The organism is Acidaminococcus sp. HCP3S3_H5 (assembly GCF_052122235.1).
GTDB lineage: Bacteria > Bacillota > Negativicutes > Acidaminococcales > Acidaminococcaceae > Acidaminococcus.
Map to the genome: position 1 here is coordinate 18,342 of NZ_JBQKCS010000009.1, position 10,789 is coordinate 29,130.

Genomic DNA, 10,789 nt, shown 5'->3' on the forward strand with positions numbered 1-10,789 from the left:
GGACTGGGTATAATAGAGATGAGTAGATCGATACAGACCCATAGAAAGGAAGTGAACAGCATGCTGCATATTGCCATTTGTGATGATCAGCAGGACCAGATCCAGAAGATCCGGGAAGCTGCAGAGAAATACTTCCAGAACCGCAAAGAAAATATGAGCTGCCAGACCTTTGAAAACGCTTTTGCCTTTGTGGAAGCGGTGGACAAGGGGGCCCTGTTCGATATTGTGCTGCTGGATGTGTGCATGCCCGGGATTTTGGGCACCGATGTGGCCCGGGAGCTCCGGGACCACCACAGCCGGGCGGAAATCATTTTTCTCACCACCAGCGACGAATTTGCCGTGGAAGCTTTTGAGGTGAAAGCCACGGATTATCTCCTGAAGCCCTTTACCCAGGCCCAGTTCGCCAAGGCCATGGACCGGGCCATTGCCTACATCCGCCAGCGAAACAGCGCCAAGGTGATCTTCCGGCTGGTGGGCGGAGGCGTCCGGGTGGAAGAAATCGCCCAGATCCTGTTCCTGGAAAGTCACGGCCATGTGCTGGAGGTATACCTGGCTGACGGCAGTACCCTGGAAACCCGGAAATCCGGCCAGGACATGAAGGCGGATCTGGACAAAATCGCCCCTGGTCAGTTCGTATCCCCCAACAAAGGCTATCTGGTGAACCTGGGCGCCATCCACCTGATCAAAACCGATTACGTAGAGATCCAGGGCCATCAGATTCCCCTGGGAAAGCGGAAGTACCGGGAGTTCCAGGAGCAGTATTTCCAGTATATGTTTGGGACGAAGTGAAAAAGGGGCTGTGAAGAAATGAGATTTTCATTTCTTCACAGCCCCTTTGGTCGCGGGTCGCGGGCTTTGAGTCGCAGCCCCCTAATCCCCCACTCCCTTCGCTCCCATATCCACCTGGAGATAGGTGAGGAACCAGCCTTCTTTTTGCTGACAGAGGACACTGGCTCTGTATTTGTCCCGGAACCGGGCCAGGGATTTCATGCCGATGCCGTGGCCTTTTACTTTGGTCACCGGCAGGCCCTCTTCGTCCAGGGCCACCGGGGCATCGAACAGGTTCTTCACCAAAATGTTTAGCAGTTCCCCCTGACGCCGGGCCAGTACGGTGATGTTCCGCCGGTCTTCCGGCTGCTTCCTGCTGGCGATCAGGGCGTTTTCCACCAGGTTGGACAGCACAATGGACAGATCCCCGCTGCAGGTAAGGTCCTGGGGCAGGTCCACGGACACGGTGATGGGAATCCCTTCTTCCCGGGCCCGGGACAGATACACCGTAAGGGCCGCATTGATCAGGGGATTCTGGCAGTACTGGGGCAGCTTGGTGCTGTTGAATTCTTCTCCCAGTTCTTCGATATAAGTCAGCACCCCCACCCGGTCCTTTTGCCGGACCAGATCCAGCAGCTGGTCGATATGATCCCGTTTTTCCCGGTAGATGGCTTCCAGCCGCTGCCGGGATTCTTTTGACATCTTTACATAGTTGGCTGCGGACACCACCTGCTGCTGGAGCTGGTACTTTTCCTCGTAAGCGCTGATCTCATCATACACTTCCTGCTGGCCCCGGCGGATGGCAGACATCATCAGGAGCACTACGATCAGCAGCAGGATCCGGGCACCCATCAGATCGAAATACCGTTCCTGGGAATCATACACACTCACATACAGAGTATCCACCGCCAGCAGCATGGGGATGATGGTGGTGCTCCGCCAGAACCGGCGGGTGACCGCTTCCTGGAAATGGCTGAAGGTGCGGGTAAAGAACCGGAGAAGGACGGGGAAGGCGATCAGGCATTCTCCCCCATAGAACAGAATCTGGCAGAAATACATGGAAGCAAATTCACTTGCCGGCCAGAAATACAGGAAAAAGTGACGGAGAAAGGTATAAAAACAGCTGGAAAACAGGATCCGGAAGGAAAGGATGAACAGATGGCCCACCCAGTACTTCCGGGTGACCCAGAAGCACAGCAGGAACTGGGGGATCCATATAAGGTACCCTATGGCCCAGTAGGCGGCAGAGACAGAAGGGAACAGTCCGGACCGGACCAGCCCCACTGTCAGGGCCGTTTCCGCCACCGCCAGGACCACCCAGGCCCGGCAGAAGGGCTTTTTCTTTTCTTCCTCCAGAAATCCCCAGAAGGGCAGAATCTCCAGCAGATAGAAGGGCTGGAGCACCAGGATGTAGACCAGGGACACAGCCGTGGTTTCCAGGATGGGAGTCACTTGTCCGCCACCTCTTTCCGCAGCTTCAGCAGGTGTTTTTCCGCTTCTTCAAATTCCCCGTTTTCCGCCAGTTCCGCCAGCATCCGCAGCTGATGCCGGCTGTCATGGCGGAGAATGGCCAGTTCCTGCTGTTCTTTCCGCAGGGAAACGGCGTAACTGTTGATGTCATTGAGCCGTCCCTGGAGCTGGAGATTCTGTTCCTTCAGATGGAACATTTTCTGCACCTGCTCCAGCCCGCCCCGGATGGTCAGGACCAGGAACAAAGCCACCAGCACCAGCATCCCCAGGGTGATCAGAGTATAGATCTGGAGTCCCGGCTGGAACAGATCCTGGGGGGTCAGGATGAAATACCCCTGATTGGCATGGTAGTAGCACAGCAGCAGAGGCACAGGCCCCAGGTAAGGCCAGAAGGCGGACCGGGGAGACGTGAGCTGTTCCGGGGTGAACAGCCGCCCGATGATCTTCAGGGCCAGGGGCATCCCCAGAAGGAACAGGACCAGATAGATGATGAAATAAGGCAGTACCCGGCCAATGTGCCAGGAATCGGGCAGGAACAGTTTGAAGGCTTCCAGGGACAGGGTATGGACAAAGATCATATAAATGGCCTGGAGCCCCAGCACAAACAGATGCCGGAACCAGAACGGCCGGATGGTGAACACCAGGAGCAGCAAATGGGGCAGATAGCAGAACAGGTACAGGAACTGGAACATGCCGCTTTCCAGCTTCAGCGCTCCCCGGCTGAAAAGAGCCGCCAGGAGCAGGAATTCCAGGAAAAAGATCCACAGATGTCCCAGGAGCAGCACCTTCCGCCGGTGGGGACCGGCCACGGACCGGAAGGGATAGTACCGGAGATAAGCCGGAGGCAGCAGGGAAAAACAGAACAGGAATACAGTGGCAAAAGCATAACCCATGGCAGAAATCACCTCCGGAATTCATTAATTGTAATTATGACGAAAAGAGAAAAAGATGTCAAACACAAAAAAAGCCCGCCACCAAAGTGACGGGCCGGTCTGGTCTATGGAGCTACTGATAGGATTCGAACCTACGACCCTCTCATTACGAATGAGATGCTCTACCAGCTGAGCTACAGTAGCATTGAACAGGGAAATTATATCATATCCCCGGGGATTGTTCAAGAGGCTGTTGCACAGGCAACAGCCATTGACCATTGACCGTTTTTACAACTGGATCAGTCGGAAATCACACTGGTTCATATCCAGCATCCGGGCCGCCAGACGCTTGCCTCTTTCCAGGTCGGCGGTGAAACATACTTCTGCCCGGCCCAGGCCCACTTCCCGGTCCAGATGGTGGGCTTTCAGGTCTTCCATGGCGGCCTGTACCGTCCGTTCCGCCGGATCCAGGATGGTGACCCCGGGTCCAAAGGCTTCCCGGATTTCCTTTTCCACAAAAGGATAATGGGTGCAGGACAGCATCACCGTATCCACCTTATGTTCCTTCAGCTTGTCCGTATATTCCTTGATGGCCGCCGCCAGTTCCGGGCTGCCGAATTTTTCTCCTTCGATAAGGGGAACGAATTTGGGGCACCCCTGGCCGAACACCTGGATTTCCGGATCCATTTCCTGGATTTCCTTTTTATGGGCCCCGGAAGCCACGGTGAAATCGGTGGCCAGAAAGCCCACCCGTTTGTTCTTTGTGACCCCTTCCACCATATGGGCGCCTTTTTTCATGCCGATCACGGAAAAATCGTACCCGTTTTTGATACCGTCGGTGCCCAGCACCGTAATGGTGTTGCAGGCCACCACCAGCTGTTTGATGTTCCGCCGGTTCAGCCAGGCGGTCATTTCGCTGACGAACTGCTGGATTTCTTCCCGGGGCCGGTTCCCATAGGGAGTCCGGGCGGTATCCCCGATAAAAATGAACCGTTCATGGGGCATTTTCTGCTGGAGCCATTTCAGGACGGTCAATCCGCCCACCCCGGAATCAATGACGCCAATGGGATCTAATCTGTTCATGGAACCCTCCTTGCCTGTATTTGTGCCGTTAAACCACTTTAGGAAAGTATATTATACCACGAATAAGGGGGTGTTGCACATTGCGTGCAGCACACCCTGGCTGTAGAGCCGCACAGCGGCTCAAGTCTGGAGTCTGAAGTCTGGAGCCCGATGATAAATTTGCAGGCAAATTTTTGAATGTGTAGAACCTTTGGATGAAATGATATCCCAAATCGATTTCAAGTCTGGTTCTATATAATCAAAAGGATCCGTCCAACCAGGCGGATCCTTTCCTGAGGCTTCCGACTCCCGACTCCAGACTTCCGACTAAAAGGGGTTGCTGCAAAGCAGCAGCACCCTCACCCATTCAAATACTCCAGCGCAAACTGGACCTCTATCCCCGTCCCGTTAGGCAGCACGTCTTCGTCCACTTCGAAGGCGGGATGATGATGGACGCAGCAGATGCCTTTTTCTTTGTTCCGGGCTCCCAGGAACATAAACACGCCGGGTACTTTTTCCATGAACACGGAAAAATCTTCCGCACCCATCTGTTTTTCCATGGGCACCAGGGCTTTTTCTCCCATGATCCGGGCCACGGCTTTCCGGCCGCAATCGTTCAGGTCTTTGTGCTCGTTGATGAGAGGGGCAGGACCGAAGAAATAGGTGCAGTCCACCTGGCAGCCCAGCCCTTCTCCAAAGGCCCGGGCCACTTTTTCGATTTTCTGGGGCAGGGTCTTCCGGAATTCTTTGTTGAAGGTCCGGGTGGTACCCACCAGCTGGACAGAACGGGCCAGCTGGCCCTTCTCCCCCTCGCTGTTCATCATACCCACCGTAAGCACAAAGGTGTTTTCCGGGTCGTTCTGCCGGCTCACCAGCTGCTGGAGCCCCATGACTACGGAGGCAGACGCTGCCAGGGGATCCGCCCCCTGTTCCGGGGCGTCAGAAGGGGCCGGTTTCCCGGTAAGAGTAATGGTGAACCGGTCGCTGCAGGCCATCCGCTCCCCGTCTTCCAGATTGGCGGTACCGGCGTCCAGCAAGGCCCAGATGTGCATGCCGAAAATGGCATCCACCTGATCCAGACAGCCTTTCTCCACGTAATGGCGGGATTCGGTACCGATTTCTTCCCCCATCTGGAACAGCAGCTTCACCTGGCCCGGAAAAGCATCCCGATGGGCGCTGAGGATTTTTGCTGCTCCCAGGAGCATGGCCGTATGGCAGTCGTGGCCACAGGCGTGCATGACCCCGGGATGCTGGGAGGCATAGGGTTTGGTCAGGTCCGCTTCCTGGATGGGCAAGGCGTCGATATCCGCCCGGAGCATCAGGGTCTTCCCCGGGCCTTTGGCTCCCTGGATGGTGCCGATGCACCCGGTGATATCCGGGAAGGTCTGGACCGGGATCCCCATTTTTTCCAGTTCCGCGGCAATGTGGGCGGTGGTTTCCTTTTCTTCCCGGCCCAGTTCCGGATGGGCATGGAGCCAGTGCCGTTGTGCCAGGATATAGTCTTTTTCGCCGGCCGCCAAGGCTTTCACATCCATCAGCAGGCGCCTCCTTCCGGCAGCAGAGTCAGTTCGCTGCGGCAGTCAAAGGTTTCTGCCGTGCGCCGGACCAGGTTCTTCAGTTTGTCCACCATGTCCATGAGCAGTTCGTCGTCATAGGCCCGGAGGCAGCCGGTCAGCTGCACCTTGTCGCAGACGATGTTGAACTGTTTCCCGGCCTTGACGCTTTCAAAACCCAGGACCAGAGGCCGCAGGGGATTGTTCACCCGGCTCACCAGGGTCTGGGCCGCCTGGATCACCGCTGAAGCCGCCACAATGGCATCCTTCCCCAGATGGGGCGTGGATCCATGGGCCGAAACCCCATGGACCGTAATGGTAAAGTCGATTTCCTTTTCCGTATCTTTCAGTAAACCCATAAGCGTTTGTCCTTTCCACAAGAGGGTCTGCTGCAGAAAGCAGCAGACCCTTGTCAGCGGTCAGCTGTAAACGGTCAACGGCCGATGGCAAGAACCCGCAGATGTGGGTTCTTCTAAACAAAGACGCCGCGGCCGCGGCTAACCCACCACCATTGCGCAAGCGCAACGGTCCCCCGCCCTTGCAAAGGGCGGATACATGGCACGTTGGGCTTGCGCTCCTGTGCTCCAGGCAAGAGCCAGAGGCCCGGGCGTATATCCGCCCTTTTCAAGGGCAATGGTCCCCCGTCCTTGCTAAGGCAGATATATGGCACATTGGGCTTGCGCTCTTGTGCTCCAGGCAAGGACCAGAGGCCCGGGCGTATATCCGCCCTTTTCAAGGGCAATGCACCCCCGTTCTTCCAAGGGGCGGATAGATAGCACACCGGCCTTACGCTCTTGTGCTCCAGGCAAGGACCAGAGGCCCGAGCGTATATCCGCCCTTTTCAAGGGCGGGGGACCAGCCGCAAGGCTGGTGGTGGGTTAGCAGCCAACGGCTGCGTTTCCTTTCCAGGAACCTGCCGTGGCAGGTTCCCTCCATCAGCCATTGACAATTGACCATTGACCGCCTTTACAGATAAATCCCCCCGCCAGGGCCCAGGGGCAGGTTGAACAGCACCCAGGCTGCCAGAAGCAGGCCCCAGGCAATGGCGAATGCAAAGGAATAAGGAATCATGTTGGCAATGATGGTCCCCATGCCGATGTCCTTTTCATACTTCCGGGCAAACCCCAAAATCAGCGGGAAATAGGAGAACAGCGGGGACAGAGGGTTGGTCAGGGAATCCCCGATCCGGTAGGCCACCTGGGTCAGGGCCGGGTCGTACCCCATGAGCATCATCATGGGCACCATCACCGGCGCCAGGATGGCCCATTTGGCGGAAGCGGAACCGATGAACATGTTGATGATGCAGGAAACCACGATCAGCCCGTAGATCAGGGGCAGGCCGGTGATATTGGCCGCCTTCAGTCCTTCTGCCCCTTTGATGGCCAGCACCACACCGATGTTGGACCAGGCAAAGTAGCTGGTGAACTGGGCACAGAAGAAGCACAGCACAATGTAGGAGGAAATGTCCTTGAAAGCCTGGGAAATATCCGCCCACATGTCCTTGTCGTTTTTGTACTTGCCGGAAGCAACCCCGTAGACCACCCCGGGCACAAACAGCACCAGGGTCACCATCAGGATGATGCCGGTCATAAAGGGAGATTTGGGGTTCATGATGGAATGGGTCTTGGGATCACCCAGGAGAGGATCCGCTCCCACGCACATGAGCCCGATCACAACAAGGGTAATGAGCCCGGCCAACAGGGCCTTGTTCACGGCCTTCTTTTTCCGGTCCGTCATTTCCGCAATGGATTCATCCAGTTCATACTGGGTCAGATCCGTGCCGGCAAACCGGGGGGCCATGATCTTTTCCGTGACGAAGGTCCCCACCAGGGCCAGCAGGAAGCAGGAAACAAACAGGAAATAATAGTTGATGGCAGGGGACTGCTGGTAGGACGGGTCGATCATCTTGGCCGCCGCTTCCGTAAACCCGTAGGCCAGGGAATCACTCATCCCCAGCATTACATTGGCGCAGAACCCGGCCGCCACACTGGCGAACCCGCAGAACACCCCCAACAGCGGATGCCGGCCCATGCTCAGGAAGATCACCCCGGCCACCGGAGGCAGCACCACAAAGGCCGCATCCCCGGCCACGTTGCCGTTGATGCCGATGAAGATGATCACAAAGGTGACCACAGCCGGTGCCGCATCCCCCAGCATTTTCTGCATGAAAGCCGCCAGGAAGCCGCTTTTCTCAGCCACCCCGGAGCCGATGACACACACCAGCACCATGGCCAGCGGAGCGAAGTTGGCAAAGTTGGAAACCGCCTTACTCCAAATCATCCGGAAGCCGTCCACCGACAGCAGGTTCACGATCTTGATGACCTTCCCAGTGCCGGGATGGGTGGCCGATACCCCTGCCGCCCCCAATACGGCAGACAGCACAATGACCACAATGGCCAGCAGTACAAACAGAGACACCGGATCCGGCAGTTTGTTGCCGGCCCGTTCGATGACGTTCAGGAAACGGTCCATAAGGCTTTTCTTCGTCTTTTCCTGGGTCCCATTCATAGTAACAACATCCTTTCCTAGAAATTCGCTTTTTCCAGTACAATAAAGAGAGCATGACACAATACTTATGGGAAAAAGTATAGTTTCATTATAAGCAAATTTCTATGGAAAATCCATGTTTTCGCTATGAAAATACTGTATACATATTTTATGTTGTTTCGAACTTTGATTATAATTTTACTTTTAATATTCGGTTATGGCCGTTCCAGTCCCGGTTCCGCCATTCCTTTCAGGGCCAGCAGCTTCCGCCACAGCGGATAGATGACATTTTCCGGGGTTTCCGGATAGGCGGTTTGAGGCAGGTCCAGGATGGGCACCCAGTGGGCGGAGGTGACTTCCTGGGACAGGTGGAAGGGCTGTTTCCGGACAAAGCCCAGATACCCGTGCATGAGCATCTGGCCCTTGCTGAACCAGTAGGTCCCTTCCGGAATCATTTTTTCCAGGGTCAGCCCCAGTTCCTCCTTCACTTCCCGGTGGGCGGTCTCTTCCGCCGTTTCTCCCGGCATAATGAAGCCGGAGGTGATGCTTTCATATTTCTGGGACAGGTGGGGCTGTTTGCACAGGACCACTTCGTCGTATTCATTGCAGAGCAGGATGATGATGCAGCTGTAGAAAAAATCGAACCAGTACCGCTGGCAGACCGGACAGAAAGGGACCAGTCCTTCATCCCCGGCCGGTTTGGGCTGGAGACGGGAGCCGCAGGTGGGACAGTATTCAAAATGCATGGGATTTCCTCCTTTGTTCATACAAGGTTAGCATACCCAACCCGGGAAACCCTGTCAAGTTTTTTCGCCGCCCCCATCCAAACCTGCTATAATGGAAGGCAATGAAAGGGAGGTTTTATCCATGTTGGACAACAAAGTCAGAGACCTGATCAACGAACAGGTCACCAAGGAATTTTATTCTGCCTATCTGTATCTGGATTTTGCCAACTATTATCAGGAAAAGGGGCTGGACGGCTTCGCCCACTGGTTCGACATCCAGGCCCAGGAAGAACGGGACCATGCCATGCTCATGCGGACCTACCTGCAGAACAACGACGCCCCGGTGGTCTTCGGCACCATCGACAAACCGGACATGACCTACAAGAAACTGGACGACGCCCTGAAAGCCGCCCTGAAACACGAACAGTTCATCACCGGCTGCATCAACAAGATCTACGCAGCCGCCGACAAAGCCAAGGATTACCGGACCATGCAGTTCTTCGACTGGTTCGTGAAGGAACAGGGAGAAGAAGAAAAGAACGTCAGCGACCTGATCAAGAAATTCGAACTTTTCGGCAGCGACCCCAAAGGGCTCTACGCCCTGAACCAGGAACTCCTGGCCAGAGTCTACGCCGCACCGACCCTGGTGCCTTGAGAAAAAGGGGGTGCTGCACAGAACGTGCAGCACCCCCTTTTCCATTTGACCCTGCTACCCGTTCCGCTCTATAATGGTTCCATCTCTGCACCAAGAAAGGATGGTTCTCCATGTCCCCTGAAACGTTTCTTGCGATCCTCACCCGGGCCGGCCGGCTGAAAACCGCCACCCGCCACTGCTGGACGGCTCCCGGCCGGCAGGAAAGCGTGGCGGACCATTCCTGGCGGATGGCTCTCATGGCCCTCCTGCTGTCCCATGAGCCGGAATTCCGGGAGCTGGATCTGGACCGGGTGATCCGGATGTGCCTGATCCACGACCTGGGGGAAGCCTTTACCGGGGACATCCCCACCTTTGCCAAAGGGGACCGGGACCGGGCGGCAGAACAGGACTGCTGGGACAGATGGCTGGCCGCCTTTCCGGAAGGAAACCGGCAGGAATGGCAGGCCCTCTTGGAGGAAATGGAAGCCCAGGAAACCCAGGAAGCCAAACTGTACAAGGCCCTGGACAAACTGGAAGCGGTGATCAGCCACAACGAATCAGACCGGGACACCTGGCTGCCCCTGGAATATGACCTCCAGTTCACCTACCCGGAAAAAGCCGTCCAGTTCTCCTCCTGGCTGAAGGAACTGAAACAGGCAGTGGACACTTGGACCAGGGAAAAAATAAGAGAAAATATATGAAAAGGGAGTGTTGCACATTCTGTACAACACTCCCGTTTCAATGAAACAACCTCAGCAGCACATTCAGCACCACACTGACCACAATGCAGGTGACCACCGGGAAATAGAAACTCCCGTGCCTGCCGGTAATATGAATATCCCCGGGCAGATGGCCCAGGGGGAACAGATTGGACCCGAATTCCATGACAAGGCCGGCAACCACCAGCAGCAGCCCCAGGCCGATCAGCATTCTTCCCATATTTTCATCCCCTGTTGTTTTTGTTTCTATTGTACCATGTTCTTCCCGGTTTCTCCTTTGAAATCAATGACCCCAACGATGTAGGGGCTCACCGCAGGCAAGCCCGTCCCGGCCGCCCAAAGGGCCGCAAATTCAAAAGCAGATGCCCCCACATCTGGTATTCATCCGCCGCTGACACAAAAAAATTCCGCATCCATCAGATGCGGAATTTTCCTAACCGGCAGCTCCCTATCCTCCCGGACCGTTTCCAGTCGAGTACTTTCGGCGTATAAGGGCTTA

The 10,789-nt window shown here is 55.8% G+C and carries 11 protein-coding genes and 1 tRNA gene; 3 read left to right on the plus strand and 9 right to left on the minus strand.

What is annotated here, in order from left to right; translation table 11 throughout:
• Nucleotides 1-60: 60 nt before the first annotated feature.
• The gene (locus ACTQY5_RS10640) at nucleotides 61-789 is read left to right on the plus strand and encodes a LytR/AlgR family response regulator transcription factor (RefSeq protein WP_154488666.1); all 729 of its coding nucleotides are present in this window, start codon (nucleotides 61-63) and stop codon (nucleotides 787-789) included.
• A gap of 81 nt (nucleotides 790-870) precedes the next feature.
• Here the strand turns inward: ACTQY5_RS10640 and ACTQY5_RS10645 are convergent, their stop codons facing one another.
• From ACTQY5_RS10645 to ACTQY5_RS10680, 8 genes are all read right to left on the minus strand, one after another.
• Nucleotides 871-2,220 carry a GHKL domain-containing protein gene (locus ACTQY5_RS10645; protein ID WP_441369192.1) on the minus strand — a complete coding sequence of 450 codons (1,350 nt, stop codon included), beginning with the start codon at nucleotides 2,218-2,220 and terminating at the stop codon, nucleotides 871-873.
• On the minus strand, nucleotides 2,217-3,131 hold the full coding sequence (locus ACTQY5_RS10650) for a hypothetical protein (RefSeq protein WP_279125975.1): 915 nt from the start codon (nucleotides 3,129-3,131) through the stop codon (nucleotides 2,217-2,219). Before ACTQY5_RS10650 ends, ACTQY5_RS10645 begins: the two co-directional genes overlap by 4 nt.
• Before the next feature lie 107 nt (nucleotides 3,132-3,238).
• A tRNA-Thr gene (locus tag ACTQY5_RS10655) sits at nucleotides 3,239-3,314 on the minus strand.
• Nucleotides 3,315-3,398: 84 nt separating this feature from the next.
• The gene (gene murI / locus ACTQY5_RS10660; protein ID WP_441369193.1) at nucleotides 3,399-4,193 is read right to left on the minus strand and encodes a glutamate racemase; all 795 of its coding nucleotides are present in this window, start codon (nucleotides 4,191-4,193) and stop codon (nucleotides 3,399-3,401) included.
• Between the two features lie 338 nt (nucleotides 4,194-4,531).
• Nucleotides 4,532-5,707, minus strand: a complete 1,176-nt coding sequence (locus ACTQY5_RS10665; protein WP_022487839.1) for a M20 metallopeptidase family protein — start codon at nucleotides 5,705-5,707, stop codon at nucleotides 4,532-4,534.
• A complete protein-coding gene (locus ACTQY5_RS10670; protein WP_022487840.1) occupies nucleotides 5,707-6,084 on the minus strand; it encodes a peptidase dimerization domain-containing protein in 378 nt (125 codons plus the stop codon). The genes ACTQY5_RS10665 and ACTQY5_RS10670 overlap by 1 nt, the downstream gene beginning before the upstream one ends.
• Before the next feature lie 607 nt (nucleotides 6,085-6,691).
• Entirely contained in the window at nucleotides 6,692-8,233 is a 1,542-nt protein-coding gene (locus ACTQY5_RS10675) for an AbgT family transporter (RefSeq protein WP_441369194.1), read from the minus strand.
• A 194-nt stretch (nucleotides 8,234-8,427) separates the two neighbouring features.
• Entirely contained in the window at nucleotides 8,428-8,958 is a 531-nt protein-coding gene (locus tag ACTQY5_RS10680) for an NAD(+) diphosphatase (protein WP_022487842.1), read from the minus strand.
• A gap of 121 nt (nucleotides 8,959-9,079) precedes the next feature.
• On the opposite strand from ACTQY5_RS10680, the gene ACTQY5_RS10685 reads away from it, so the two are divergent.
• Together ACTQY5_RS10685 and ACTQY5_RS10690 are read left to right on the plus strand one after the other, a co-directional pair.
• The gene (locus tag ACTQY5_RS10685) at nucleotides 9,080-9,592 is read left to right on the plus strand and encodes a ferritin (RefSeq protein WP_022487843.1); all 513 of its coding nucleotides are present in this window, start codon (nucleotides 9,080-9,082) and stop codon (nucleotides 9,590-9,592) included.
• Nucleotides 9,593-9,702: 110 nt separating this feature from the next.
• Nucleotides 9,703-10,272, plus strand: coding sequence for an HD domain-containing protein (locus tag ACTQY5_RS10690; protein ID WP_022487844.1), 570 nt, complete (start codon nucleotides 9,703-9,705; stop codon nucleotides 10,270-10,272).
• A gap of 37 nt (nucleotides 10,273-10,309) precedes the next feature.
• Here the strand turns inward: ACTQY5_RS10690 and ACTQY5_RS10695 are convergent, their stop codons facing one another.
• Nucleotides 10,310-10,510 carry a DUF2905 domain-containing protein gene (locus ACTQY5_RS10695; protein WP_022487845.1) on the minus strand — a complete coding sequence of 67 codons (201 nt, stop codon included), beginning with the start codon at nucleotides 10,508-10,510 and terminating at the stop codon, nucleotides 10,310-10,312.
• Between the last annotated feature and the right edge of the window lie 279 nt (nucleotides 10,511-10,789).

Excerpts from the sequence above, each read along its gene's own strand:
- ACTQY5_RS10640 (WP_154488666.1), top strand. The coding sequence starts at position 61 with ATGCTGCATATTGCCATTTGTGATGATCAGCAGGACCAGATCCAGAAG.
- ACTQY5_RS10650 (WP_279125975.1), bottom strand. The coding sequence starts at position 3,131 with ATGGGTTATGCTTTTGCCACTGTATTCCTGTTCTGTTTTTCCCTGCTG.
- murI (WP_441369193.1), bottom strand. The coding sequence starts at position 4,193 with ATGAACAGATTAGATCCCATTGGCGTCATTGATTCCGGGGTGGGCGGA.
- ACTQY5_RS10665 (WP_022487839.1), bottom strand. The coding sequence starts at position 5,707 with ATGGATGTGAAAGCCTTGGCGGCCGGCGAAAAAGACTATATCCTGGCA.
- ACTQY5_RS10670 (WP_022487840.1), bottom strand. The coding sequence starts at position 6,084 with ATGGGTTTACTGAAAGATACGGAAAAGGAAATCGACTTTACCATTACG.
- ACTQY5_RS10675 (WP_441369194.1), bottom strand. The coding sequence starts at position 8,233 with ATGAATGGGACCCAGGAAAAGACGAAGAAAAGCCTTATGGACCGTTTC.
- ACTQY5_RS10680 (WP_022487842.1), bottom strand. The coding sequence starts at position 8,958 with ATGCATTTTGAATACTGTCCCACCTGCGGCTCCCGTCTCCAGCCCAAA.
- ACTQY5_RS10685 (WP_022487843.1), top strand. The coding sequence starts at position 9,080 with ATGTTGGACAACAAAGTCAGAGACCTGATCAACGAACAGGTCACCAAG.
- ACTQY5_RS10690 (WP_022487844.1), top strand. The coding sequence starts at position 9,703 with ATGTCCCCTGAAACGTTTCTTGCGATCCTCACCCGGGCCGGCCGGCTG.
- ACTQY5_RS10695 (WP_022487845.1), bottom strand. The coding sequence starts at position 10,510 with ATGGGAAGAATGCTGATCGGCCTGGGGCTGCTGCTGGTGGTTGCCGGC.